Source organism: Pseudomonas sp. NPDC077408 (assembly GCF_050269105.1).
GTDB lineage: Bacteria > Pseudomonadota > Gammaproteobacteria > Pseudomonadales > Pseudomonadaceae > Stutzerimonas.
This window is the reverse complement of the sequence record NZ_JBNNHS010000009.1, coordinates 80,944-105,221: the sequence shown is the minus strand read 5'-3', so window position 1 is coordinate 105,221 and position 24,278 is coordinate 80,944. Positions and strand designations below refer to the sequence as shown.

Here is a 24,278-nt window from a genome sequence, read left to right as displayed (position 1 = left end):
GCAAAGCTACCGGAATGCACCTGGCAGGGCAAACCGGGGTGCTGACTCGATGCTGGCGCTTTGATGGCTCTCAGGGCATTCTTGACGCCGTTCGGGCGTTGGTCCGATGCCGCGCTCGCCGCAACGCCACAAAGGACTTAATCGTTTGATCGATCAACATCCTTCCCCATCAGCGTCAGTCCGCCTCGACAGGCTTGTCCGCAGGATTGCTGTGACCTGTGCGCGCCTTCTTGTGCCGCTGCGCCTGCGTGCTCGTTGGCAACTGTTGCGCTATTCGGCGACAGCGCTCGGGGCGATCGAAGAGCGGATTCTGATCAGCGACTTCGGCGGCCGTCTGCAATTTCTCAACAGCCAGGCCGAGACAATGTTCGGCCTGAGTAGCCGCGAGGCTCCACGTTATCGTCTGCAGGAGCTGCTGCCGAATCTGGATCCCCTGGCGTTCGACGCGGCCAATTCGACGGTTGATCTGTGCCTTGAGGCCGTGCGACTGCTTCAGGAGGGGGAGAGCCGTCTTTTTTCGATCACGCGGCGGGCTTTGCGCCTGGCAGGTGAGCTGGAGCCGTCTGGTTTTGTCTGGGTCATGCGCGATATCACCCGTGAGCGGGCGGCGCAGACGGCACTGGTTGAGCGTGAGCGGTTCTGGTCAGAGGTGCTGCGCGCAGTGCCGGACACCCTTTATGTGCAAGATCTGGAGGCCGGCAAGCTGCTGTTCAGCAACAGCAACCTGGCCGCGCGGCTGGGCTACAGCGAAGAAGAGCGCGGCGTCGACAGCAACCAGTTCTGGCGACGCATCAGCCACCCGGACGATCAGGAGTACATCTGGCGGCTGCTGGCCCTGCGCGGTTCGATGATTGACGGCGTTGTTCAGGAATCGTTATTGCGCTGGCGCCACCGTGACGGTAAATGGCATTGGTTCTGCGTGACTGAACAGGTCCTGACGCGCAATGAACAGGGGAGGGTGCAGCGCTTGATTGGCGTGGCCCGGGATGTCACCACGAACATGGAACACAGCCATTCCCTGCGGGATAGCGAACGCCGCTACCGGATGCTCGCCGGTAGCCTGCGCGATGTGGTCTTCACCACTGACAGTTCGCTGCGCATCGACTACATCAGTCCTTCGGTGCAGACCGTGCTTGGCTACAGCCCGGAGTGGGCTGCGCAGCATGGCCTGGATCGAGTGGTGACCAAACCGCGCCAGGCGGCACGCTTCTATGACCTGATGAGGCAGGTGCGCGATGCTTCGGCCAGCCCGGTTGAACTGGCTAAGCTGGGGCTGACCTTGCAGGCGCAAACCCTGTATTTCGACTGTCTCGCGGCCGATGGCCGGTCGGTGGCGATCGAGCTGCGAATGATGCTGATCTCCGACGAGAACAACCGGTTCGATGGAACCCTGTGCATTGGTCGGGATGTCAGCGAACAGCGCCAGGCCGAGACGGCATTGCGCCGCGCGGCGACCGTGTTCGACCATTCCACGGCGGCCATCGTCGTCACCGATCCCGCCGGCAAGATCGTTCAGGTCAATGCGGCATTTGTCCGGATTACCGGCTACAGCGTCGACGAGATCAAAGGCGAGCTGCCGATGGTGCTCAGCGCCGACCGTCAGCAGGCCAACCAGATGGACTATGTGCACAGCCAGGTCCTGCAGACCGGCAGCTGGGAAGGGGAGTTCTGGCTCAAGCGCAAGGGTGGCGAGACTTACCCATGCTGGATCGGCATTACCGCCGTTCGCGACGATGAGAATGAGCTGGTGAGCTATGTCTGCTTTTTCAGCGACATGAGTGAGCGCAAGGCCAGCGAAAAGCGTATCCACCGGCTGGCCTATTACGACGGGCTGACTCAGCTGCCCAATCGCACGCTGTTTCAGGACCGTCTGCACAGCAGCCTGCAATTGGCCGCCCGGCGCCGTGGCTGGGTGGTGCTGATGTTTCTCGATCTGGATCGCTTCAAGCCAATCAACGATTCGCTCGGTCACGCGGCCGGTGACCGCATGCTCAAGGACGTCGCAGTGCGCCTGGCGTCGTGCGTTGATGAAGACGACACGGTGGCGCGCATGGGCGGCGATGAGTTCACCTTTCTGTTGCGCCCCGGTGGTGATCGCGACGAGGCGCTGAGCCGGGCAATCCATGTGGCTGAACGGGTCCTGGGCAGTCTCGCCGAACCCTTCGTGCTGTCTGGCCGAGAGTTCTTCGTCACCGCCAGCATTGGCATTGCCCTGAGCCCACAGGATGGCAACGACATCAGCCAGCTGATGAAAAATGCCGACACCGCGATGTATCACGCCAAAGAGCGCGGCAAAAACAATTTCCAGTTCTACCAGGCCGAGATGAATGCCAGCGCACTGGAGCGTCTGGAGCTGGAAAGCGATCTGCGCCACGCCCTCGAACAGCAACAGTTCGTGCTGCACTACCAGCCGCAATACCTCGCCGACGGCCATACGCTGACCGGTGTCGAGGCATTGCTGCGCTGGCAGCACCCGTCGCGTGGTCTGGTGCCGCCCGGCGAGTTCATTCCGGCGCTTGAGGAACTGGGGCTGATTGTCGAGGTAGGCGACTGGGTAATCGGCGAAGCCTGCCGGCAGATCGGAAACTGGGAGCGGGAGGGCGTGGTGGTGCCGAAGGTTTCGGTGAACCTTTCGGCTCGTCAGTTTGCCGATGGTCAGCTGGGTCAACGCATTGCCGGGATTCTCGCGTTCAGCAAGGTCGCACCGAGCCGGCTGGAACTGGAGCTGACCGAGAGCATCCTGATGCAGGATGTCGGGGGCGCGATGCGTATGCTCGATGCGCTCAAGCAGCTCGGCCCCTCGATTGCCATCGATGATTTTGGCACCGGTTACTCTTCGTTGAACTACCTCAAGCAATTCCCCATCGATGTGCTGAAAATCGACCGCAGTTTCGTCGATGGTCTGCCCGAAGGCGAGCAGGATGGGCAGATAGCCCGAGCGATCATTGCCATGGCGCATAGCCTCAGCCTGTCGGTAATCGCCGAGGGCGTCGAAACCCAGGCGCAGCTGAATTTTCTTCGCGAGCACGGCTGCGACGAGGTGCAGGGTTTCTATCTCGGCCGGCCGGTGCCAGCGGCAAAGTTGAAAGCGTCAATTTCAAGCTGCAAGCAACAGGCCTCCATCGGCCAGCTAGAACCAGGACCTGTGTTGTAGCTGGCCTGAAAGCCGCAACCTCGACTCGCTTGCAGCTTGTCTCATGTTGTAGATGACCACGGCTCATACCCGCGCTCGGGCGGATGAGGTAGAATCCGCGCCTCTTTTATTACCGCCAGCTGATTCTCAGGGGACTGCCATGTTCAGCCGTGATTTGACCCTCGCCCGTTTCGACGCCGATCTCTTCGCTGCCATGGAGCAGGAAGCCAAGCGTCAGGAAGACCACATCGAGCTGATCGCCTCGGAGAACTACACCAGCCCGGCGGTGATGGAAGCCCAGGGTTCGGTACTGACCAACAAGTACGCCGAAGGCTATCCGGGCAAGCGCTACTACGGCGGTTGCGAGTACGTCGATGTGGTCGAGCAGTTGGCCATCGACCGTGCCAAGGAACTGTTCGGCGCCGACTACGCTAACGTCCAGCCGCATGCCGGCTCCCAGGCCAACAGCGCCGTCTACCTCGCCCTGTTGCAGGCCGGTGACACCATCCTCGGCATGAGCCTGGCCCACGGTGGCCACCTGACCCACGGCGCCAGCGTCTCGTCCTCGGGCAAGCTGTACAATGCCGTGCAGTACGGCATCAACGACCAGGGCCTGATCGACTATGACGAAGTCGAGCGCCTGGCCCTGGAGCACAAGCCGAAGATGGTCGTCGCCGGTTTCTCTGCCTACTCGCAGAAACTGGATTTCGCCCGTTTCCGCGAGATCGCCGACAAGGTTGGTGCCTACCTGTTCGTCGACATGGCCCACGTAGCTGGTCTGGTTGCTGCAGGTGTCTACCCGAACCCGGTGCCGTTCGCCGACGTAGTGACCACTACTACTCACAAGACCCTGCGCGGCCCACGCGGTGGCCTGATCCTGGCCCGCGCCAATGCCGAGATCGAGAAGAAGCTGAACTCTGCAGTGTTCCCAGGCGCCCAGGGCGGCCCGCTGGAGCACGTCATCGCCGCCAAGGCGGTGTGCTTCAAGGAAGCGCTGCAGCCTGAGTTCAAGGCCTATCAGCAGCAGGTCGTGAAGAATGCCCAGGCCATGGCCGAAGTGTTCATCCAGCGCGGCTTCGACGTGGTTTCCGGTGGCACCCAGAATCACCTGTTCCTGCTCAGCCTGATCAAGCAGGACATCACCGGTAAGGACGCGGATGCTGCCCTGGGCAACGCGCACATCACCGTGAACAAGAACAGCGTACCGAACGACCCGCGTTCGCCGTTCGTGACTTCCGGTCTGCGCATCGGTACACCGGCCGTCACCACCCGCGGTTTCGGCGAAACCGAGTGCCGCGATCTGGCTGGCTGGATCTGCGACATCCTCGACAACATGGGCGACGAGTCGGTAATCGAAACAGTCCGTGCCAAGGTCGAGGCGGTCTGCGCCAAATTCCCGGTCTACGGTCAGTAAGACGCTTCGTGCAGTAACGAAAGCCCGGCTCTGTGCCGGGCTTTTTCGTTTCAGTGAGGAATCGCCCGCGTCACGGCGCGTCAAGGCTAAGTGCCATCTGGTACTGTGCCTGCCGCGCCGCCTGGGTTAAGTTTCACTCACGTTTTGCCAGATTTAGGTCATCGGAGAGGCTCGATGCAGCTCAAGCACAAGATTGCCGCGCTCAGCATCCTGCCCCTGCTATTGGCTGTGGCGGTGGTCTGCGCGCTGGTGCTGTTCCAGAACCAGCGGCTCGGCGAGCAGCAGGCGAAGCTGATCGAAAGCAGCATCCTGGCGAGCAAGCAGGCCGAGCTGAAGAACTACGTCGAGATGGCCTTGAGTACCATCGCGCCGTTCTATGACAGCGGTCTGAACGATGAGGCGACCAAACAGAAGGTGCTCGCTGCTTTGGGGCGCTTCAGTTTCGGCAGCGATGGCTACTTCTTCGTCTACGACCGCAGCGGGCGCAACCTGATGCATCCGCGCCAGAGCGAGCTGGTCGGCAAGGATCTGTGGAACATGACCGATCCTAACGGTTTGCCAGTGATCCAGGCACTGATGCGCAGTGCCGAGACAGGTACCGGATTCCAGCGATACGCCTGGCAGAAGCCGTCGACCGGACAGTTCGCCGCGAAACTGGCCTATGTCGTGATGCTGGAGCGTTGGGGTTGGATGCTGGGCACCGGCATCTATCTCGAGGACGTAGATGAGGCGATTCTGCAGGTGCGCGAAGAGGTCGCCAGTGGCATCTACACCACCATGCTGGCCATCGCCGGCGTCGCGCTCGTCGCGGTGTTGCTGGTGTTCGCCAGCGGCCTGACGCTCAATGTCAGCGAACGACGACTGGCCGACCGCAAGCTGCAGTTACTGACCCAGCGCATTGTCAGCTTGCAGGAAGAAGAGCGTTCACGGGTTTCTCGCGAGCTGCATGACGGCATCAGTCAGTTACTGGTGTCGATCAAGTTCCAGTTTGAACTGGCCAGTCACGAGCTCGCCAGCGGTAATCCCAATGCGCTGGCAACGCTGGATCGCGGCACCGAGCGGCTGGCGGGGGCAATTGGCGAGGTGCGGCGCATCTCCCATGATCTGCATCCGTCGCTGCTCGACACGCTGGGCCTGTCGGCGGCTGTTGGCCAGCTTGTGGCCGAGTTCGAACAGCGCAGCGGGCTGAAAATGCTATACAGCAACGGGCTCGGTGAGAACGATCCTGACGATTCGGTGGCAGTTGCGCTGTTCCGGGTGTTGCAGGAAGCGCTTGCCAATATCGAACGTCACGCTGCAGCGCAGTCGGTGCACATCAATCTGGACGGCAACGACGCGTCGGTGCGCCTGCGGGTGAGGGACGACGGAGTCGGCTTCAATCCGCGCCATCTCGACAGCATCAAGGGCGGCGGCATCGGCCTGCGTAACATCCGCGAACGGGTGGAGCACTTCGGTGGGCGTTTCAGCCTGCTATCTGAATCCGGTGGCACCGAACTGGATGTCACCTTGCCGGCCCGGGCCGGCTGAATTATCGAATTATCAATAATAAGAGGCTCGCTCGATGAACCCGCAAGCGTGTATCAAGGTGGCTTTGATCGACGACCATGCTTTGGTTCGGGACGGCATCCGGGCCTTGCTGATGGCCGTGCCCGAATTGGACGTCGTCGGCGAAGCTGGCAGCGGCGCCGAGGCGCTTGAGCTGCTGGGTCGTGTCACGGCCGATGTCGTGTTGATGGACATCGGGCTGAAGGATGTAAATGGTCTTGAACTGACGCAATCACTGCGCCAGCAGCTTCCCGGCTTGCGCGTGCTGATTTTGAGCATGTACGACAACCAGGAATACGTGAACACTTCAGTCAAGGTCGGCGCCAGCGGCTATGTGCTGAAGGATGCGCCCTCACGGGAAATCATTGTCGCAATCCAGGCGATTGCCGCCGGAGGCACCTATTACAGCGAGGGTATTGCCGAGAAGCTGGCCAGCCGGAGCGCCGAGGAGCGCGAGCTCACGCCTCGTGAGCGTGAAGTGCTGCTGATGCTGGCCCAAGGGCATAACAACAAGACCATGGCGCGTACCCTGCAAATCAGCGTACGGACGGTCGAAACGCATCGCCTGAGCATTCGCCGCAAACTGGATATCGACCGCCCGGCGGATCTGATGAAGCATGCAATGGTGCATGGCTGGCTCCCAGGGCAGCATTAACTTGGCAACTGTCAGCGCCGCCGGGATGCGCTACTAAAAGCAGGCGGCGTTACGCGGTGGCTTCTGTAGGATAGGCGCATCCAATACATCGGGATGCGCCATGAGCCACGCCTCTGCCAGAATGATTCCGCCTCCACCCCTGGTCTACCTGGCCTTCATGGGTGGTGCATGGGGGGCGTCGAAATGGGTGCCTCTCGACCTGCCTGAACACGAACTGGTGTTTTATGCCGGCTGGGTATCGATAGCGGTCGGCATCGTGCTGATGCTCTGGTCGGCGCTGGAAATGCATCGCTATCGCACCACTATCAACCCCTACGGCAAGCCGAGCAGTCTGTTGCAGAGCGGGCCGTTTCGTTTTTCGCGCAACCCGATTTATCTCGCCGACACCTTCATCTATTGCGGTGTTGGGCTGTTGCTCAACAGTGTCTGGCCGTGGCTGCTATTGCCCTTGTTGATCGTCTGCATGCAACGCACCGTGATCGTTCACGAAGAGCACCTGCTGATGCGGCTGTTTGGTGACGACTATCGAATCTACCGACGGCGTGTACGGCGGTGGCTCTGAGCAGGTGGGTGATGATGTCGCCTATAGTGAGAAATGAAGTCTTCGGGGAGTGGACATGATGAATGAGACAACCAGCGACCGCCGGCGCTTCCAGCGCTTTGAATTCGATGCCGAAACGGAGCTGGTGCAAGGCCAGCGTCGCTGGCCTGTCCAGCTGCACGATCTTTCCCTGAGGGGCTTGTTGGTGCACCGCCCGGCTGGCTGGGATGCCGATCCCTCCCAGCCGTTCGAAGCCCGCGTTCGGCTCTCGGATGACGCCGAGGTGCGCATGGCAGTAGAGATGACTCATGGCGACGGTGAGTTGGTCGGGCTGGTCTGCCGGCATATCGATGTCGACTCGATCAGCCACCTACGGCGGCTGGTCGAACTTAACCTGGGCGACGAAGCGCTGCTCGAACGTGAGCTGGCAGCGCTTGGCGAGCCGCGATAGAACCGGGATTACTCGAACAGGGCGTCCAATGCTTGTTCAAGGCGCGTCACGGCAATTACTTGCAGCCCGGCAGGCGCCTCCTTCGGCGCGTTGCCCTTGGGCACGATGGCGCGCTTGAAACCATGCTTGGCGGCTTCCTTCAGTCGCTCCTGGCCGCTCGGCACCGGACGGATCTCTCCGGACAGACCGACCTCGCCAAACACCAGCAAGTCGGTATCCAGCGGGCGGTTGCGCAAGCTGGATATCACTGCCGCCATCAGCGCCAGGTCTGAGGCCGTCTCCAGCACTTTTACGCCGCCCACCACGTTGATGAACACGTCCTGATCGTAAGTCGGAATGCCGCCGTGGCGATGCAGGACGGCCAGCAGCATGGCCAGGCGGTTCTGGTCGAGACCAAGGGTGACGCGGCGCGGGTTGGCCATGTGGCTGGTATCGACCAAGGCCTGCACCTCGACCAGCATGGGGCGGGTGCCTTCCCATGTGGCCATTACGACGCTGCCGGGCACCGCTTCCTGAGCGCGGGTGAGGAAGATTGCCGAAGGGTTGGTGACTTCCTTGAGGCCTTTGTCGGTCATGCCGAACACGCCCAGTTCGTTGATCGCGCCGAAGCGATTCTTCACCGCGCGCAGCAGGCGCAGACGACCATCCGACTCGCCCTCGAAATACAGCACGGTGTCGACCATGTGCTCGAGCACGCGCGGCCCTGCCAGCGCGCCTTCCTTGGTGACGTGACCAACCAGAAAGATTGCGGTGCCACTCTGCTTGGCGAAGCGCACCAGCAGCGCGGCGCTTTCACGGACCTGGGCGACGCCGCCGGGGGCGGACTGCAACTGCTCCGTGAAGATGGTCTGGATCGAGTCGATGACCATGACCTTGGGCTTTTCCAGGCGGGCGGTGGCGATGATTGATTCGATGCAGGTCTCGGTCATGACTTTGAGTTTGTCCTGCGGCAGATCCAGGCGGCGAGCGCGCATCGCGACCTGCTGCTGGGATTCTTCGCCGGTCACGTAAAGGGCCGGAAACTGGCGGGCAATGTTGCAGAGGGTCTGCAGCAGGATGGTCGACTTGCCGATGCCAGGATCACCGCCGATCAGCACCACCGATCCGTCCACCAGGCCACCGCCGAGCACTCGGTCGAGTTCGCCTGATGCCGTGGAGAAGCGCGGCACTTGCTCAACGCTGACTTCAGCGAGGGTCTTGATGTTGGCCTGTTCTCCGGCCCAGCCGGCCCGCCCGGACGGGGGGGCTGCGCCATCGATAATGGTCTCCACCAGCGTGTTCCAGGCGCCGCAGTCACCACATTGGCCGGCCCATTTGGGAAAGGTCGAGCCGCATTCGGTGCAGCCATACATGCGCTTGGCCTTGGCCATGGGGGACTCCGCGTCGGATGAGTGGAGCCGCATGATAGCGGCTGACTTGATCGCCATCAGCCACAAGCGCCACATAACCCTCCAGACTGTAAACAAACCGAACAGGAGTCATCCCATGCGCCACTTGTTGTTTCTGCACCTGCTAGGTGCCAGCGTCTGGGTAGGCGGCCACTTGGTTTTGCTGTTCAGCGTGTTGCCCGGTGCTCTGCGCCGGCGTGATGTGCAGCCGGTGCGGGCCTTTGAACAGCTCTACGAGCGGATCGGGATCCCGGCGTTGCTGTTACAGATTGCCACCGGAATATGGCTGGCCGGGCAGTGGTTGCCGCACGCGCAATGGTTTGGCGACTCGCCAATCGCTCATCTGGTTCAGGCCAAGCTGGTGCTGCTGGTTTTCACCGCAGCGCTGGGTGTACATGCAAGGCTGGCAATCATCCCGAAGCTCGATGCGCAGCGTTTGCCGCAATTGGGTGTGCATATCGTGCTGATTACACTGACAGCGGTGGCCTTCGTCTGGGTTGGGTCGGGCTTTAGATTCGGCGGGTTGTTCTAACCGCCACAGCGCGGTCTATCAGTTCTCGCAGAAGAGAGAAACCGGCTGGATGCTAGCGGCTGAACGCCTTTGAAAGGTTAGCCAAGGGGGAGGAGATATCCGCGACCCGTCACGCCAGGCGAACCGAGGCTGACGGGTGGGGAGGGCCGAACAGGATTAGCCGCAGCAGCCACCGCAGCAGCTGCCGCTGGCACGCTTGAGGTCACGCGCAATGTCGTCCTTGAGTGATACACGCTCCAATTTGAGCGCGCTCAGGGCTTCGTCATCGAGCAGTTCAACACCGTCCTCGACACGGCAGATCTGCTTGTCCAGTGCCTCGTAGGTTTCAGCCTTGCGGGCGAACTTGGGATCCTGCTGACGCAGCTGATGAAGCTGCTCGAGCTTTTCGGGGAAATCCTTGACCAGGGGGTGATGTTCGACGTGCATGGTGCCGCTCCGGTTGGATGAGAAGAGCTGTACCTTAGCGTTGCGCCACGCGATTCTTTTTGACGGCGATCAAGCAGTCCGTACTGTTGCCTGCCGCTCATCGCTGAAGGTCTCTGGCTCGCGACTTGAACCCAATCTATGCTGCAGCATGTCGAAGTGCTACGGCGGACGATCCGACCGCAAAAAACTATCCGATTGAAGGAAAGCAAGATGGGCATGATCAACGAATTCAAGGCATTTGCCGTCAGAGGCAACGTCATCGACATGGCGGTGGGGATAATCATCGGCGCCGCCTTCACCAAGATCGTCTCGTCCTTTGTCGCCGATGTCGTGACGCCGCCGTTGGGTATGTTGATCGGCGGTGTTGATTTCTCGGACCTCTCCATTGTGCTCAAGCAGGCGGTTGGTGATTCGCCCGCAGTGACCTTGAGCTATGGCAGCTTCCTGCAGACAGTATTCGATTTCATCATTGTGGCCTTCGCCATCTTCCTCGCCGTCAAGGGCATCAACAGCTTGAAGCGCAAGGAGGCGGCGGCCCCGTCTGCACCGCCAGCGCCGAGCAAGGAGGAAACGCTGCTTACCGAGATCCGGGATGCACTGCGTGCGCAAAACCGACCCTGAGCCTGAGCGGGTTCCAGCGGCGTTCGATCTCTAAACACTTTGGCCTGATAAGGTCGCGATCAGCCGCTTGAGCCACTCCAACAGTACGCTCGGCAGCAGTTCCGGTTTTGGCAGCAGGGCGTATTGGTGAGCGCCGAATACTGTCGGTAAGTAGTTGGCTGCCTGGCGGTCGATTGTCAGGCAGAACGTCGAGATGCCCTGCAGATTGGCCTCGGTCACGGCCTGTCGCATGTCCTCTACGCCGTAGCGACCCTCGTACTCATCCTTGTCGTTCGGCTTGCCATCGGAGAGCAGCAGCAGCAATCGATGCGTGGCAGGCTGCTGCAATAGCTCGCTGCTGGCATGACGGATCGCCGCGCCAGCGCGGGTGTAATGTTCCGGCTCGAGCGCGCTGATGTGCAGGGCCACTTCCTGGCTGAAGGGTTCGTCGAAGCGTTTCAGTTGGCGCACGATCACGGCGTCCGGGCCTTCGCCCGAAAAGGCCTGCACCGCGTAAGGCTCACCCAGGCTTTCCAGCGCAATGCAGACGACGAGCAGCGCTTCACGCTCCACATCAATGATCCGGCGCCCGGCTGATACCCAGCCGTCCGTCGAGCCGCTGACATCGATCAGCAAGGTAATCGCCAGATCCCGTTCTGCTATGCGTCGGTTCTGATATAGCGCATCGGACAGCGAGCCGCCGGCTCTGAAATCGGCGTAGCTGTCGATGTAGGCTTGCAAGTCAATCTCATCGCCATCCAGCTGGCGCCGTCGCGTCACGCGGCGGGCCCTCAGCATTTCGAAGCGCCGGCGGATCTGGTTCAGCATCGAACGGTGTTCATCCAGCGTGGCTTCTACCCATTGCGGGGAGCCGGGCAGATTGGGCAGCACGCGGACGATGGCGCCGGGCTGGCGGTAGTGCCTGGTGTGGTAATCCCATTCCGGATAGGAAAGGCCTTGGCCGTCGGCGATGGCACGTTTGAGCTGCAGGGCCGTGTTGCTGTCTGGCGGATCGTCCGAAATCATCACCTCTTTTGGACGCCCGGGTGTCGAGACCAGGCGTGCCTCGGGCAGTTCGGAAAGCATGTCGCCGTATTCGTCTGCGCTGGTGTCCTCGTCATGGTCGACTGGGCGACTCAGGCCAAGTGGGTCCTCTGCGTGCTGGTGCGGCTCATCGGCCTGCACCATGAAAACTCCCTCGTCGTGTTTGTCCTCGTCCTCGGCGGCGTTGCGGATATCTGGGCGCCTGGGCAAGTGAGCGCTGCGCGGCGGTGCTGTGTCGGTGGAGGTTTGGCCGTCTGCGGGCAGCGCGTTTGCTGACCCTTCCCCTGCGCTGCTGGGCCGAAAAAGGTGGCCGGTCCAGCAGTCCTGCAGTAGCGGGGCATGGCCCAGTGAACAGTCCTGGGGTGACAACCCCAGCGTGCTCAGCAGGGGCTCGATCAGCCGCTGTGAATGCGTAGGCGATTCGCTGAGCGGGAAATCTTCCAGCGTTCGACCGCACGGGCTCGCGAGCAACTGACGCAGCAGCGATTCGAGCGGCTGGCGCGCCGGAGAGAACGCGGTGAGTAACGGGCGTTGCCGCAAGGCCTGTCGCCGTAAATGCTCAATGGCCGAGCCCATGCCTGGCAGCATTTCGACCAGCGTTTCATCGACCGCCCAGGCTTCAAGTAGCAGATAGACGTCGGCCTGTAGCGGTGAAAGCGTTCCATCGATGAAGCTGGCACTGCCACGTTGAGCACGTATCGCCTGTTGCAGTGCCATGATTCGATAGTGTTCGTGACCGCCCTCGATGTCCTCGATACCGGAGTCGGCGGGCAGCCACAGGTGCTTGCCGTCGGTGGCCGGAATTGCCTGGCTCTGCCAGGGGTGCTGAGCCCGGCGAAACAGCCGAGCCAGCACGGTGGGTATCGGCGGGAGCTGCGCAATTCGGATCGGGTAGCTTGTACCCGTGACGGCGGTAATCAGCAGGTCAAGGCGAGGCGCCGCATCAGCAAGCGTTACCGTAGGCGGGCCTTTCGGCAGCGGACGATGACGGCGCCATAACCTCTGCACGAACACCGTGGCATGGCGTGCGGCGTCGCTGACAAGCTCCTCGGCTTCAGCCATGCCGACAGGAACCGTCGCGGCGAGGTTGCTCGGCGTATTTGTTAGCCGCGGCTGGGTGGCAGGGGAAGATGCAATACCTAGACAAAGGTGCCGTTAACCAGATCGCGCAGGGTGCTGACCATCGAGGGCTCGTCGGACAGCGGTGACACAACAGCTGCATAGCAAGCCTCCCGTACCGGAATGCCGCAGAGGGTCAGCGTGCCCGCCGCAATCAGCAGGCGGGTGCTGGGGACCTCTGCCAGCCCTCGGTCACGCAGCTGGCGGATACGCCCTGCGAGGCTGACCAGTCCCTTGGCCAGGGCTGGCTCGACGCCACTTTCATGCTGCACGATCAGCGCCTCGTGCTCGGGTGCCGGGAAATCCAGGTCCATCGCGACGAAGCGCTGACGGGTGCTGGGTTTGAGGTCTTTAAGCATGCGCTGGTAGCCGGGGTTGTAAGACACGACCAGCTGAAAACCGGGTGCTGCCTGGACGTTCTCACCGGTCTTGTCGATCGGCAGAGTGCGCCGGTAATCGGTCAGTGCGTGCAGCACCACCACAGTGTCCTGCCGCGCCTCGACGACCTCATCGAGATAGCAGATCGCACCCTCACGAACGGCTCGGGTCAGCGGTCCATCCTGCCAGACGGTACCGTCATGTCGGATCAGGTAACGACCGATGAGGTCGCTCGCCGCCAGGTCGTCATGGCAGGGAATGGTGATCAGCGGCCGACCAAGCCGCCAGGCCATGTGTTCGACGAAACGCGTTTTCCCGCAGCCGGTAGGGCCCTTGAGCATGACTGCCAGGCCCCGCTTGTGGCAATGCTCGAACAGCGTGACCTCGTTACCCGCCGGCCGATACCAGGGCTCGTCCTGCGGTCGGCGAGCGGTGAGGTCATGAACAGACTGATCCACGCCCACCTCAGATGGTCCTGTCTGCAGGCATGCCGGTTTCTGTTGGCTCGTGTTCCTCTACCTCGAAACGCGGTCGGTAACTGAAGAAGTCGTAGATAAATAAGCCGACGCCGACGGAGAAGATGCTGGCGGTGGAGATGAGCATCACGAAGTGAATCTGGATTTTCAGCTGCGCATCCAAGTAACCCATGCCCATGATCCGCTCCAGATACACCTGGCCGATCCCCGCCGTGGCGAAAGAAAGGGTCATGCCGAACATGCCGGCCAGCTGCAGCCAGAAGGCCCAGTAACCGATCGTTGTGCCTTGCTCCGGCCGCTTGTTGGTCAGCGATGGCAAGGCATAGGTGATCATCGCCAGCACGATCATGGCGTAGGCGCCGTAAAAAGCTGCGTGGCCGTGCATGGCGGTGATCAGCGTGCCGTGGGTCCACTTGTTGACGCTTGGCCATGTGTGCGCCAGCCCCAGCAGGCCTGCACCGAACAGCGTGAAGATGGTGCTGCCAAGGGTCCAATGCAGCGCCAGCGAGTTAGGATGCGCCATGCCCGAGCGGCGCATTGCGCTGTAGGCGTACATCGCCATGCCGATGATGGCCAGCGGCTCCAGCGCGCTGAAGAAACCGCCAATCGGTAGCCAGTAATGAGGCACGCCGACCCAATAGTAGTGGTGCGCCGTGCCGAGAATACCGGCAATGAATACCAGGCCGACGATGACGTACAACCATTTCTCCAGCACTTCACGGTCCGCTCCGGAGAGGCGAATCAGCAAATAGGCGAGGAAGGCCCCCATGATCATCATCCATACGCCTTCGACCCACAGATGGATGGTCCACCAGCGGTAGAAGATGGAAACCGTGTAGTTCTCGTAGTGCAGCAGCGCGGGAAAGAACAGCACGGCGGAGCTGACCAACCCCAGTAGTAGCACGCCTTCGGTGGTTGTGAATCGGCCGGATTTCTTGATGGTCATGCCGATGTTGTAGAGGAATATCAGCATGCAGATGACGATGACGATCTTGTGCGGCAGCGGCTGCTCCAGAAGCTTGTTGCCTGTACCGTAGCCGAACAGGTAACCGATGACGGCAGTAACCCCCATGGCGGTCCAGAGTCCCAGCTGGATGTAAGCGAGCTTGGTGCTGTGTAGTTCGGTGCGCGATTCATCGGGCACCATCCAGTAGGTCGCGCCCATGAAGCCGGTCAGGACCCAGACGATCAACAGGTTGGTGTGGATCACCTTGGTGACATCGAACGGCAGGATATTCAGCAGCGGGTCCGGCCCCAGGTATTTGGTTGCCGACAGCAGGCCGAACACCAATTGCAGTCCGAAAAGCACCATCGCTACGGCGAAGTACCAGTAGGCGACCGATTGTGATTTATAGCGCATGGCTGAACCCCTGCATGTTCGTCCGGCGGGCTTTGCGCACCGCACTCATTTGAATGACGCCAGGTACTGCACCAGTTGATCGACTTGCTCGTCGGTCAGCGATTCGCCATAACCGTTGGGCATGAACGACACGCCCTCGGCCGAATACATCTCGCCAGGATGCAGGTACGCGCTTGGCGAAACGATGGATTCGCGGATATAGCCCTCGACGCTGTCGGCTTCGCCCTCGTAGCCGGGTGAGTCAAGGGTTTGCTGGGCCCGTGTTGCTAGCCCAGCCAGTGTTGGCCCGGCGAGGTTCACACCGGGAGCGATGGAATGGCAGGCGTTGCACGCCGGGGTAGCGGTGCGGAACAGCGCCTCGCCGAGGGCAATCGGGCTTTCGTCTCCGGTGACTGGTCGAGCGCCCGGCGGCATCTGGTTCTCAGTCTTGCCGGGTCCGGAAATGTCCTGCTGGGCGATGGTCAGGCTGGTGCCGGGGATCGAGGAGCCGGTGACCAGGATCGGTCTCGGTGGCCAGCCCTGGTTGTCGACATTAGCGACCCAGTCGAGGAACGCGATGAGGTCGTCGATCTCCTCGTCTTCAAGGTTGGGGTTGGGCATCAGTCGGCGATGCTGTTCCTCGTTGTAGAACCGCTCCGGCTCCTTCATGAAGGCCTTGAGATAGGGCGCACCGCGAAGTTGCGTGATCTTGGTCAGATCAGGTGCGTAGTACGCGCCTTCGCCAAACAGCGTATGGCAATTGATGCAGTTGTTCGCGTGCCATACGTCGTTGCCGCGGGTGACGGCTGGGGTAATGCTGTCGGCATTGGTCAGCTTCGGGAACTGTCGGTGGCTGTCAATCGTCAGCCCAAGGAATACCAATGAGGCAACCAGGGTTGAGATGATGGCGAACAAGCGGGTCTGTCTTTTGTTCATCGTAGGCTCCGCTCAAACACCGATACCGGCCCAATGGACGATACCCATGACGCCGGCGTAGACGACTGCAGCTGCCATCAGCGCCAACACCACAAAACTGAGAACTCTGAAGAACTTCACCAAAGTGATGATCCTTTCGTTGGCCGAAGCGTTGTTGCATGGCTGGCGTTAGCCAGGGCTTGTCTGGCTTGCGTCCGCTCAGGTTTCAGGCCGGCGCTGGATGTTCACCAGTACCACGGATCGGAGAGTGCCTGAAGTGCGTGTTCAGCGTGACCCTGGAGATAGAGGTGATCATTCACCTGCATGGTGTGCCAGGTGCCGTGCGCATGGACGTCTACCGTGCCTTGCAGGCACAACAGCGTAATGGCGCCGGCGACGGCGTGGGGCGGGAGCTGTTTGCCTTCCGGCATGCACAGGCGCATGACTTCGAGATCGGGTGTGCTGACGATTGCTTGCGATTGAACTGCTGATAGTTCTGAGTGGGTGAGGACGTTGACCACTTCCCCGGATTGAGCATGGTGCAAAGCCATCGGCGTTCACCGTTCTGGTGCATGTCACCGGAGGCTAGTTGACGAAGGGGGATGCGTCGAGGCAGGTTAGGGTTTCGAGCCCGCGGCCTGAGGCCGCAGGTTCGACTTTCTGCCTCTTATTCGGGGCGAGGGGTGTTTGACGTGCTGGCTGGTAAAACCGGGTAAGCCACGTGAGGCTGTTCGCCCGTCAGGCTGCGCAGGAAGGCCGCGATGGCACCGACCTCGTCTTCCTTGAGTGTGCGACCTAGTTGGCTGTCACCCATGATCGCCACTGCCTGTTCCAGGTCCCAGACCTCACCGCTGTGAAAGTAGGGTGGCGTCAGCTCTACGTTGCGCAGGGGCGCGGCGCGGAACACGTACTCGTCAGTTGCCGTATTGGTTACGGTGAAGCGGCCTTTGTCCCCAGCGGGCAGGATTTCAGCGCCAGGCTTCTTGATCACGCCAAACGGAAAGTAGCCCTGGCCGCCCACGTTGACGCCGCTGTGACAGGCGGTGCAGCCCGTGTCCATGAACAAGGCGAGGCCTTCTTTCTGCTTGGCGTCGAGCGCCGTGTCGTCGCCCTTGAGGTACCGGTCGAAAGGCGCGTCTGGCGTGATCAGGCTGACTTCAAACGCCTCCAGTGCATAAGCCATGTTGTCGAAGCTGACCGGGTCTTTATCGTTCGGGAAGGCCTTCCGGAACTCAGTTGCGTACTCCGGAATGCTCTTGAGCGTTGCAACGACCCGTTCTGGGGTGTTGTTCATCTCGACCCCGGCCTGAACGGGCCCCTTGGCCTGGGCCTGGAGGTCTTCGGCACGGCCATCCCAGAACTGGGCGGCGTTGAATACCGCGTTGAGCACAGTGGGCGAGTTACGTGGCCCTTTCTGCCAGCCGTGACCGATCGAAGTGGTGACGTTGTCGCCCCCGCCGAGGCTGAGGTTGTGGCAGGTGTTACAGCTGATGACGTGGCTGCGCGACAGGCGCGGGTCGAACCAGAGCTTGTGGCCCAGTTGTGCCTGATCAGGGCTGACGGCTTTGCCGCGAACCTCCGTGACCTTTGCCGGGATCGGCTTGAATATCGCATTGGCGCGTTCACGCAACTCGTCGGCGTGGGCCATGTTTGAGATCAGCATCAGTCCGCTGAGCAGGACGGGTACAGAGCAGCGCATCACGGAGTCCTTTTTCTATGTTGGCCGCCCTATGAGGCGCTTCTTGCGCGCCAGGCAAGTTGACTTGAATCAAGGCGGCGGTCGTCATCGCCTGACCGTCTGTCGCAGGGATGGACCCAGGCTCTGACTTGCTCCCAGCGCTCGGACATTCTCGGCCTACGCACGCCGATGGCAGACAACAGATGCGGTCGCTGAGACGGAGATTCGTCAGGCGTCTTTTTGTAAAACGCTGAGCCCTACGAAAACGAAACCCATAGGGAAATAGAAAGTTGGCAACAACGCCAGGCAGGCGTCTTTGCGCTGGGGCCTACGCTGCCGGCAAGTCTTCAAGTCGCATCTTGCTGGACCTTGCAGCCAGCGGGAGGCATCGCCAGAATGGGAGCATCAATCGTGGTCACAAGGCCACTCTGCAAGGATTTCCAATGCCCGAAACTGTCGCTGCCGGCCTGCGCCTGGCGCCTGATGCGCTCACCCGTCCCTTCGAACCCAGCCAGTTCGCCTTCAAGACCACCGATGAGCTGGAACCCTTTCTTGGCGTGCTCGGGCAGGAGCGGGCTGTCGAGGCGCTGCAGTTCGGCGTGGCGATGCCGCGCCCTGGTTATAACGTTTATGTAATGGGTGAGCCTGGGACCGGGCGGTTCTCGTTTGTACGTCGCTACCTCAAGGCTGAAGGCAAGCGACTGGATACTCCGTCGGACTGGCTCTACGTAAACAACTTTGACGAGCCACGCGAGCCGCGCGTGGTAGAGCTGCCGCAGGGCGGAGCGGGCGAGTTCATTGCCGACATTGGTCAGCTGATCGACAACCTGATGGCGACCTTTCCGGCGGTATTCGAGCATCCAAGCTTTCAGCAGAAGAAAAGTGCGATTGATCGTGCCTTCAACCAGCGCTACGACAAGGCATTGGATATCATCGAAAAGCTGGCGCTAGAGAAAGAAATCGCGCTCTACCGGGACAGCACCAACATTGCCTTCACGCCCATGAAAGACGGCAAGTCGATGGACGAGGCGGAATTCGCCCAGTTGCCGGAAGCCGAGCGCGAGCGTTACCACGAAGACATTTCCGCGCTCGAAGTTCACCTTAATGAAGGGCTGGCCAGCCTGCCGCAATGGAAGCGCGAATCCAGCAATCAGCTGCGGCAGCTTAATGACGAAACCATCAGCCAGGCGTTGCAGCCTTTGCTGGCACCACTTTCAGAGAAATACGGGGAAAACGCCGGCATCGAGGCCTACCTCCAAGCCGTGCAGGTCAATCTGCTGAAAACGGTGGTCGAGCAGCTGGTTGACGAAAACCGTCCCGATGCCCAGACCCGTCAGCTTCTCGAAGAGCAGTACAGCCCGAGCCTTGTGGTCGGCCATCCGCTCGATGGCGGTGCGCCGGTGGTGTTCGAGCCGCATCCGACCTACGACAACCTGTTCGGTCGCATCGAATACAGCACCGATCAGGGCGCGCTTTACACCAGTTATCGTCAGCTGCGTCCCGGTGCGCTGCATCGGGCCAATGGCGGCTTTCTGATGCTTGAGGCGGAAAAGATGCTCAGCGAGCCCTTTGTCTGGGAAGCGCTGAAACGTGCCCTGCAGTCGCGCAAGTTGAAGATGGAGTCGCCGCTGGCTGAGTTGGGGCGGCTGGCCACGGTGACGCTTAATCCTGAAGTCATCCCGCTCAATGTCAAAGTGGTGATCATTGGCTCGCGCCAGCTCTATTACACCTTGCAGGACCTGGATCCGGACTTTCAGGAAATGTTTCGCGTGCTGGTGGACTTCGATGAAGAAATTCCGCTGGCCGAGGACAGCCTCGAGCAGTTCGCACAACTGATGAAAACGCGCACTTCCGAAGAGGGTATGGCGCCGTTGACTGCCGCGGCCGTGGCGCGCCTGGCCACTTACAGTGCACGTTTGGCTGAGCACCAGGGTCGGCTGTCGGCAAAGATTGGTGATTTGTTCCAGCTGGTTAGCGAGGCGGATTTCATCCGACAACTGGCCAAGGATGAAGTCACCGATGTCGGCCACATCGAGCGTGCGCTGAAAGCCAAGGCCACTCGAACCGGACGTGTCTCGGCGCGCATCCTCGAAGACATCCTTGCTGGCGTGATCCTGATCGATAGCGAAGGCGCTGCGATCGGCAAGTGCAACGGTTTGACCGTTCTCGAAGTGGGCGATTCGGCGTTTGGCATGCCAGCGCGGATTTCCGCCACTGTTTATCCGGGTGGCTCGGGGATTGTCGACATCGAGCGTGAGGTTAACCTCGGTCAACCGATTCACTCCAAAGGCGTGATGATCCTGACCGGCTTTCTCGGCAGCCGCTACGCGCAGGAGTTCCCGCTGGAGATCTCCGCCAGCATCGCGCTTGAGCAGTCTTATGGGTACGTCGATGGCGACAGTGCTTCGCTGGGAGAATGCTGCGCACTGATTTCGGCCATTTCGCGGACGCCACTCAAGCAGTGCTTCGCGATCACTGGTTCGATCAACCAGTTCGGCGAGGTGCAGGCGGTCGGTGGCGTCAATGAAAAGATTGAAGGTTTTTTCCGACTGTGCGAAGCACGCGGGTTGACCGGGGAGCAGGGCGCAATCATTCCCTTTGCCAACGTTACGACGCTGATGCTCGACGAGCGTGTGCTGGAAGCCGTGCGTCAGGAACGGTTCCATATCTATGCGGTGCGTCATGTCGATGAGGCGCTTTCGCTGTTGGTGGGGGAGCCGGTAGGCGGGGCGGACAAGGACGGACAGTTCCCCAAGGGCAGCGTCAACGCGCGGGTGGTCGAGCGTTTGCGTGACATCGCCGAGATCGAGCTTGAAGACGATCATCGAAGCGATGCGGCGTCACCCGAGGAAGTACTGGCGGCGGCGCAGGCAAAGGGAGCAGAGCAAGAGTAATCGGACGAATGATCCGAGCAATAACTGGACGGAACGATACGGCGTTCGGCGGGTCTGCAATGGAAGAGAGTTTCCACTCTCTATCCACATAGTTATCCACAGCTTGTGTGGGTAACGGACTTGCGGCCCTTTCCTCCTGAATGAGGGCGCGCAACCGAGCGCGAGGATCGCCGTCATGTCTCAAACACTCTGCTTGAACCGCCAGTGCCTGGGTTTGGTTACCCGTATCGAATGCATCATTCGTCCGCTGTCTGGCGGCAATGGCTTGTGGACGTTGCTTTGCGCGGCTGGAATCGACGCAGGGCAGCCTACCGCTATCAAGGCGCAAGGCCCGTTCCACGGGCCACGCGAGGCCGAGTCGGTACTGAAGGCGATTGCCGAAAACCTCTATGGACAAGGTTATACAGAATCGAAGTCGCCATCGATCTGGCAACTGCACATGCAGGCTGAGCTGCGCAAGGTCAACGCAAACCAGGCGCGCTATCTCAGCGGCTGGGGCGCTAAGTCCTGACCGTCCGATTCAAGTATGGCTGTCTGGCCCCTCGTTTCGGGGCCGGCAAATACCCACTGCGAATTCTTATCCACAACGGAAACATGCCGCCATAGCGTCTTCTTGAAGACTCGACCGCGCTGCGTATACTCGCTTGCCGAAACCCGCCACACCCAGTGAGAACAGATGGAACGCTTGATCGAAAACACCATGTACGCCGCCCGCTGGTTGTTGGCGCCTATTTATTTTGGCCTGGCCTTTGCCCTGCTGGCCCTGGCGATCAAGTTCTTTCAGGAAATTTGGCACATCCTTCCTGCCGTGCTTTCGCTGAGTGAAGGCGATCTGATCCTCAAGCTGTTGTCGCTGATCGATATGGCCCTGGTTGGCGGTTTGCTGGTGATGGTGATGCTGTCTGGTTACGAGAATTTCGTCTCGCAGCTGGACGTGGAGGAGGGTAAGGAGAAGCTCGACTGGCTCGGGAAGATGGACTCCGGCTCGTTGAAGATGAAGGTCGCTGCTTCGATTGTGGCGATCTCGTCGATCCATCTGTTGCGCATGTTCATGGACGCGCAGCAGCTCGAAAGCGAGCAGTTGATGTGGTACGTGATCATCCACCTGACGTTCGTCTTTTCAGCCTTCGCCATGGGCTATTTGGATAAGCTCACCAAGCACTGAGGTGACTACGATTCGTAGCGTGCTGCGGCAGATATGGAAACGCGGTTAGTGGTTGTGATTGGCTCTCCTGATGTTGTACAAGAGGTTCGTTTCTGTACATGGAGAAGATCGCATGAATCTGCAGGCATTGCTGGAAGGCGTACAAGCGCACCATGTCGACGCGCTGGATTTGGTGTCACTTGAGGGCGGCTTCTATCTATTGAGTGTCCACTCCCGAGGCAAATCGCATGTGTTGCGCGACGAAGAGAGCAACGTGATTCATCTGCGATCCGTAGAGCATGCGCGTGATCTACTTAGCGAGATGCCAGTAATCCCCTTCTTTCTGGTTCACAGCTCGGCATACGATGAAATGTGCGGCCTGGCCGAGGGCGTTCGCGAACCGTTGCGTGTGCCGATCAGCCTGCGTTCCGCCTGGTAGGCCCGGTTTGTGCCGCTGTGTGCCGTTCGAAAAACAGTCTTGCGTGCCGCTGCTGGTCGCTGCTGGTCGCTGCTGGTCGCTGTGCTAGGCTGTGCGGCCTTTTTTCCAGTGGAGCCGATGCATGACTGAACTGAACCTATCAACTGACGAAACGCGCGTGAGCTACGGTATCGGTCGTCAACTGGGTGATCAGCTGCGTGAGAACCCGCCGCCTGGGATCAGCCTGGATGCTGTGATTGCAGGTATTCGCGATGCCTTTGCCGGAGCGGCCAGTCAGGTCAGTCCGGAAGATCTGAATGCCAGCTTCGCCGTCATCCGTGAACGTATGCAAGCCGAGGCACAGCAAAAGGCAGAAGCTGCTGCAGGCGAAGGCAAGGCCTTCCTGGCTAAAAACGCCCAGCGTGAAGGGGTTTCGACCCTGCCATCGGGTCTGCAGTACGAAGTGCTGACAGCGGGAGAGGGCGCCAAGCCCAGCGCCGAGGACCAGGTGCGTACGCATTATCACGGCACGCTGATCGACGGCACTGTATTCGACAGCTCCTACCAGCGCGGCCAGCCGGCCGAGTTTCCGGTGGGTGGCGTGATCGCTGGCTGGACCGAAGCGCTGCAGCTTATGGGCGTTGGCAGCAAATGGCGGCTTTACGTGCCGAGCGAGTTGGCTTACGGCGCGCAGGGTGTTGGCAGTATTCCTCCGCACAGCGTGCTGGTGTTCGACGTCGAGCTGCTGGCTGTTCTGTAAACGCTGCTGCTACGGGCGCAACGCCCTGGCATAGGAGAACAGGAACAGGTTTCGCACCTGTTCCTTGAGCACGCAAGGTTCGCTGGTGCTCAACTCCTGCAGATCCAGATCGCCCTGGTCGCGAAGCTCGTCCAGGGCGTCTCCCTCTAAGGTAACGCACACCGCACCGGTGCTACGGTCGAGTATCCGCAGGTAAGGTTGCGGGCGGTCCAGCCAGGCATCAATCAAATAAGTCATGGGCACCTCCAATTAATCTCGTTAATGAGAATAATTGTTATTTACAAAGATGCAAGCGTAAAGATGCCGGTGCGACTGGTGGCGGTCAGGAGGCAAGTGCGACGATAGCGTGAATTCAAGGGTGCCCAATCGCACCCTTACTAAGCGGCGTGTTCAGTGAGTGCGCGCAACAGCGAAACGGCTTAATTCGACCAGGGCGTCGCGATATCTGTTAGCAGGGATCAACTCGAGGCAGGCTATGGCTCGATCGGCGTAGTCGCGTGCCAAACGGGCCGTGTAATCCAGTGCGCCGGCGGCTTCTACAGCGCCGCGGATGCTCTCAAGATCCTCGATGCCGCCTTTCTGTATGGCCTGACGCACCAATGCGGCCTGTTCTGCTGTGCCCTCGCGCATCGTGTAGATCAGCGGCAGCGTCGGCTTGCCTTCGGCGAGATCATCACCGACATTCTTGCCCAGTGCTTCGGCATCGCCCTGATAGTCGAGCAGATCATCGACCAGCTGGAACGCAATGCCGAGGTAGTCGCCGAAGGTGCGCAGCGCCTCGCGTTGCGCCTCGTTAGCGCCCGCCAGAGTGGCTGCGCTATGCGTGGAGGCCTCGAAGAGCATCGCGGTCTTGCCGCGGATGACCTCCATGTAGACCTCTTCTGTGGTGCTGGCGTCGCGCACCTTGGACAGTTGCAGTACTTCGCCTTCGGCGATGACGCGAGTGGCCTGCGAGATGATCCGCATGACTTCCATCGAGCCCAGATCGACCATCATTTCGAAAGAGCGCGCATAAAGAAAGTCGCCGACCAGCACGCTGGGCGCGTTGCCCCAAAGGGCATTCGCCGTAGAGCGACCGCGGCGCATGCCTGACATGTCGACTACGTCATCGTGAAGCAGGGTCGAGGTATGCAGGAATTCAATGATTGCCGCCAGCAGGCGCAGCTGCTCGCCTTTGAGTCCCAGGGCATTGCCGCTGAGCAGGACCAGCAGAGGTCGCAGGCGTTTGCCGCCAGCCGAGGTAATGTAGTCCCCGATTTTTTCCACCAGCGGTACGCGGGACGTCAGCTGGTTGCGGATAATGCCGTCAACGGCGGCAAAATCTTCAGCCACTACTTGGTAAAAGGCCTGGGGTTGCATCGGGGACGAGTACTCCTCGGAGATTGCGCGGCATGCTATGGGGCGGGTCATGCAGTGTCAAGGCGAGGC

General features: G+C 60.5%; 23 protein-coding genes. 13 read left to right on the top strand and 10 right to left on the bottom strand.

The genetic code is table 11. The features are described 5' to 3' along the window. Window positions 1–148 precede the first annotated feature (148 nt). From ACQKEK_RS19155 to ACQKEK_RS19130, 6 genes are all read left to right on the top strand, one after another. The gene (locus ACQKEK_RS19155) at window positions 149–3,154 is read left to right on the top strand and encodes a sensor domain-containing protein (RefSeq protein WP_499167674.1); all 3,006 of its coding nucleotides are present in this window, start codon (window positions 149–151) and stop codon (window positions 3,152–3,154) included. Window positions 3,155–3,293: 139 nt separating this feature from the next. Continuing rightward, a complete protein-coding gene (gene glyA / locus ACQKEK_RS19150) occupies window positions 3,294–4,547 on the top strand; it encodes a serine hydroxymethyltransferase (RefSeq protein WP_128120931.1) in 1,254 nt (417 codons plus the stop codon). 174 nt (window positions 4,548–4,721) lie between these two features. Then, window positions 4,722–6,074, top strand: coding sequence for a cache domain-containing protein (locus ACQKEK_RS19145; RefSeq protein ID WP_499143328.1), 1,353 nt, complete (start codon window positions 4,722–4,724; stop codon window positions 6,072–6,074). Between the two features lie 34 nt (window positions 6,075–6,108). After that, entirely contained in the window at window positions 6,109–6,747 is a 639-nt protein-coding gene (locus ACQKEK_RS19140) for a response regulator (RefSeq protein ID WP_499143330.1), read from the top strand. Window positions 6,748–6,847: 100 nt separating this feature from the next. Next, complete coding sequence (locus tag ACQKEK_RS19135; protein WP_499143332.1) at window positions 6,848–7,309, top strand: methyltransferase family protein; 462 nt, start codon at window positions 6,848–6,850, stop codon at window positions 7,307–7,309. Window positions 7,310–7,367: 58 nt separating this feature from the next. Further along, a complete protein-coding gene (locus ACQKEK_RS19130) occupies window positions 7,368–7,739 on the top strand; it encodes a PilZ domain-containing protein (protein WP_499143334.1) in 372 nt (123 codons plus the stop codon). 8 nt (window positions 7,740–7,747) lie between these two features. Here ACQKEK_RS19130 and radA read toward each other — a convergent pair whose 3' ends face one another. Further along, on the bottom strand, window positions 7,748–9,109 hold the full coding sequence (radA, locus tag ACQKEK_RS19125; protein ID WP_499143336.1) for a DNA repair protein RadA: 1,362 nt from the start codon (window positions 9,107–9,109) through the stop codon (window positions 7,748–7,750). Window positions 9,110–9,224: 115 nt separating this feature from the next. Between radA and ACQKEK_RS19120 the strand changes: the two genes are divergently transcribed. Beyond that, window positions 9,225–9,659 (top strand): CopD family protein, encoded by a 435-nt coding sequence (locus ACQKEK_RS19120; protein ID WP_128120928.1) that lies wholly within the window; start codon window positions 9,225–9,227, stop codon window positions 9,657–9,659. A 156-nt stretch (window positions 9,660–9,815) separates the two neighbouring features. Here the strand turns inward: ACQKEK_RS19120 and ACQKEK_RS19115 are convergent, their stop codons facing one another. Next, window positions 9,816–10,085, bottom strand: coding sequence for an HP1242/YdcH family protein (locus ACQKEK_RS19115; protein ID WP_045430358.1), 270 nt, complete (start codon window positions 10,083–10,085; stop codon window positions 9,816–9,818). Between the two features lie 210 nt (window positions 10,086–10,295). Here ACQKEK_RS19115 and mscL point away from each other — a divergent pair, with 210 nt between their 5' ends. Continuing rightward, window positions 10,296–10,706, top strand: coding sequence for a large-conductance mechanosensitive channel protein MscL (gene mscL / locus ACQKEK_RS19110; protein ID WP_128120927.1), 411 nt, complete (start codon window positions 10,296–10,298; stop codon window positions 10,704–10,706). Window positions 10,707–10,736: 30 nt separating this feature from the next. Here the strand turns inward: mscL and ACQKEK_RS19105 are convergent, their stop codons facing one another. From ACQKEK_RS19105 to ACQKEK_RS19080, 6 genes are all read right to left on the bottom strand, one after another. Then, window positions 10,737–12,791, bottom strand: a complete 2,055-nt coding sequence (locus ACQKEK_RS19105) for a nitric oxide reductase activation protein NorD (protein ID WP_499143339.1) — start codon at window positions 12,789–12,791, stop codon at window positions 10,737–10,739. 77 nt (window positions 12,792–12,868) lie between these two features. Beyond that, window positions 12,869–13,684 carry a CbbQ/NirQ/NorQ/GpvN family protein gene (locus ACQKEK_RS19100; RefSeq protein WP_128120925.1) on the bottom strand — a complete coding sequence of 272 codons (816 nt, stop codon included), beginning with the start codon at window positions 13,682–13,684 and terminating at the stop codon, window positions 12,869–12,871. A 7-nt stretch (window positions 13,685–13,691) separates the two neighbouring features. Further along, on the bottom strand, window positions 13,692–15,062 hold the full coding sequence (locus tag ACQKEK_RS19095; RefSeq protein WP_499143341.1) for a cbb3-type cytochrome c oxidase subunit I: 1,371 nt from the start codon (window positions 15,060–15,062) through the stop codon (window positions 13,692–13,694). 45 nt (window positions 15,063–15,107) lie between these two features. Then, a complete protein-coding gene (locus tag ACQKEK_RS19090; protein ID WP_045430347.1) occupies window positions 15,108–15,977 on the bottom strand; it encodes a c-type cytochrome in 870 nt (289 codons plus the stop codon). A gap of 224 nt (window positions 15,978–16,201) precedes the next feature. Continuing rightward, window positions 16,202–16,507: a cupin domain-containing protein gene (locus tag ACQKEK_RS19085; protein WP_499143343.1), complete on the bottom strand. Its 306-nt coding sequence runs from the start codon at window positions 16,505–16,507 to the stop codon at window positions 16,202–16,204. Between the two features lie 116 nt (window positions 16,508–16,623). After that, window positions 16,624–17,655: a cytochrome-c peroxidase gene (locus tag ACQKEK_RS19080; RefSeq protein WP_499143345.1), complete on the bottom strand. Its 1,032-nt coding sequence runs from the start codon at window positions 17,653–17,655 to the stop codon at window positions 16,624–16,626. A 422-nt stretch (window positions 17,656–18,077) separates the two neighbouring features. Here ACQKEK_RS19080 and ACQKEK_RS19075 point away from each other — a divergent pair, with 422 nt between their 5' ends. From ACQKEK_RS19075 to bamJ, 5 genes are all read left to right on the top strand, one after another. Continuing rightward, window positions 18,078–20,528 carry a Lon protease family protein gene (locus ACQKEK_RS19075; RefSeq protein WP_499143347.1) on the top strand — a complete coding sequence of 817 codons (2,451 nt, stop codon included), beginning with the start codon at window positions 18,078–18,080 and terminating at the stop codon, window positions 20,526–20,528. 175 nt (window positions 20,529–20,703) lie between these two features. Further along, entirely contained in the window at window positions 20,704–21,039 is a 336-nt protein-coding gene (locus ACQKEK_RS19070; RefSeq protein ID WP_499143348.1) for a PA4575 family protein, read from the top strand. A gap of 165 nt (window positions 21,040–21,204) precedes the next feature. Continuing rightward, window positions 21,205–21,693 carry a TIGR00645 family protein gene (locus ACQKEK_RS19065; RefSeq protein WP_045430332.1) on the top strand — a complete coding sequence of 163 codons (489 nt, stop codon included), beginning with the start codon at window positions 21,205–21,207 and terminating at the stop codon, window positions 21,691–21,693. Between the two features lie 112 nt (window positions 21,694–21,805). Next, window positions 21,806–22,111 (top strand): DUF6482 family protein, encoded by a 306-nt coding sequence (locus ACQKEK_RS19060; protein WP_128120920.1) that lies wholly within the window; start codon window positions 21,806–21,808, stop codon window positions 22,109–22,111. Window positions 22,112–22,232: 121 nt separating this feature from the next. Next, complete coding sequence (bamJ, locus tag ACQKEK_RS19055; RefSeq protein WP_045430326.1) at window positions 22,233–22,850, top strand: BamJ family beta-barrel-assembly machinery protein; 618 nt, start codon at window positions 22,233–22,235, stop codon at window positions 22,848–22,850. A gap of 9 nt (window positions 22,851–22,859) precedes the next feature. Here bamJ and ACQKEK_RS19050 read toward each other — a convergent pair whose 3' ends face one another. Both ACQKEK_RS19050 and ACQKEK_RS19045 read right to left on the bottom strand, forming a co-directional pair. After that, window positions 22,860–23,087: a PA4570 family protein gene (locus ACQKEK_RS19050; RefSeq protein ID WP_045430324.1), complete on the bottom strand. Its 228-nt coding sequence runs from the start codon at window positions 23,085–23,087 to the stop codon at window positions 22,860–22,862. 153 nt (window positions 23,088–23,240) lie between these two features. Further along, window positions 23,241–24,209: a polyprenyl synthetase family protein gene (locus ACQKEK_RS19045; protein ID WP_128120918.1), complete on the bottom strand. Its 969-nt coding sequence runs from the start codon at window positions 24,207–24,209 to the stop codon at window positions 23,241–23,243. Between the last annotated feature and the right edge of the window lie 69 nt (window positions 24,210–24,278).

What these genes read in the sequence shown, in the direction of transcription:
- glyA (WP_128120931.1), top strand. Translation starts at nt 3,294, where the DNA reads ATGTTCAGCCGTGATTTGACCCTCGCCCGTTTCGACGCCGATCTCTTC.
- ACQKEK_RS19145 (WP_499143328.1), top strand. Translation starts at nt 4,722, where the DNA reads ATGCAGCTCAAGCACAAGATTGCCGCGCTCAGCATCCTGCCCCTGCTA.
- ACQKEK_RS19140 (WP_499143330.1), top strand. Translation starts at nt 6,109, where the DNA reads ATGAACCCGCAAGCGTGTATCAAGGTGGCTTTGATCGACGACCATGCT.
- ACQKEK_RS19135 (WP_499143332.1), top strand. Translation starts at nt 6,848, where the DNA reads ATGAGCCACGCCTCTGCCAGAATGATTCCGCCTCCACCCCTGGTCTAC.
- ACQKEK_RS19130 (WP_499143334.1), top strand. Translation starts at nt 7,368, where the DNA reads ATGAATGAGACAACCAGCGACCGCCGGCGCTTCCAGCGCTTTGAATTC.
- radA (WP_499143336.1), bottom strand. Translation starts at nt 9,109, where the DNA reads ATGGCCAAGGCCAAGCGCATGTATGGCTGCACCGAATGCGGCTCGACC.
- ACQKEK_RS19120 (WP_128120928.1), top strand. Translation starts at nt 9,225, where the DNA reads ATGCGCCACTTGTTGTTTCTGCACCTGCTAGGTGCCAGCGTCTGGGTA.
- ACQKEK_RS19115 (WP_045430358.1), bottom strand. Translation starts at nt 10,085, where the DNA reads ATGCACGTCGAACATCACCCCCTGGTCAAGGATTTCCCCGAAAAGCTC.
- mscL (WP_128120927.1), top strand. Translation starts at nt 10,296, where the DNA reads ATGGGCATGATCAACGAATTCAAGGCATTTGCCGTCAGAGGCAACGTC.
- ACQKEK_RS19105 (WP_499143339.1), bottom strand. Translation starts at nt 12,791, where the DNA reads ATGGCTGAAGCCGAGGAGCTTGTCAGCGACGCCGCACGCCATGCCACG.
- ACQKEK_RS19095 (WP_499143341.1), bottom strand. Translation starts at nt 15,062, where the DNA reads ATGCGCTATAAATCACAATCGGTCGCCTACTGGTACTTCGCCGTAGCG.
- ACQKEK_RS19090 (WP_045430347.1), bottom strand. Translation starts at nt 15,977, where the DNA reads ATGAACAAAAGACAGACCCGCTTGTTCGCCATCATCTCAACCCTGGTT.
- ACQKEK_RS19085 (WP_499143343.1), bottom strand. Translation starts at nt 16,507, where the DNA reads ATGGCTTTGCACCATGCTCAATCCGGGGAAGTGGTCAACGTCCTCACC.
- ACQKEK_RS19080 (WP_499143345.1), bottom strand. Translation starts at nt 17,655, where the DNA reads ATGCGCTGCTCTGTACCCGTCCTGCTCAGCGGACTGATGCTGATCTCA.
- ACQKEK_RS19075 (WP_499143347.1), top strand. Translation starts at nt 18,078, where the DNA reads ATGCCCGAAACTGTCGCTGCCGGCCTGCGCCTGGCGCCTGATGCGCTC.
- ACQKEK_RS19070 (WP_499143348.1), top strand. Translation starts at nt 20,704, where the DNA reads ATGTCTCAAACACTCTGCTTGAACCGCCAGTGCCTGGGTTTGGTTACC.
- ACQKEK_RS19065 (WP_045430332.1), top strand. Translation starts at nt 21,205, where the DNA reads ATGGAACGCTTGATCGAAAACACCATGTACGCCGCCCGCTGGTTGTTG.
- ACQKEK_RS19060 (WP_128120920.1), top strand. Translation starts at nt 21,806, where the DNA reads ATGAATCTGCAGGCATTGCTGGAAGGCGTACAAGCGCACCATGTCGAC.
- bamJ (WP_045430326.1), top strand. Translation starts at nt 22,233, where the DNA reads ATGACTGAACTGAACCTATCAACTGACGAAACGCGCGTGAGCTACGGT.
- ACQKEK_RS19050 (WP_045430324.1), bottom strand. Translation starts at nt 23,087, where the DNA reads ATGACTTATTTGATTGATGCCTGGCTGGACCGCCCGCAACCTTACCTG.
- ACQKEK_RS19045 (WP_128120918.1), bottom strand. Translation starts at nt 24,209, where the DNA reads ATGCAACCCCAGGCCTTTTACCAAGTAGTGGCTGAAGATTTTGCCGCC.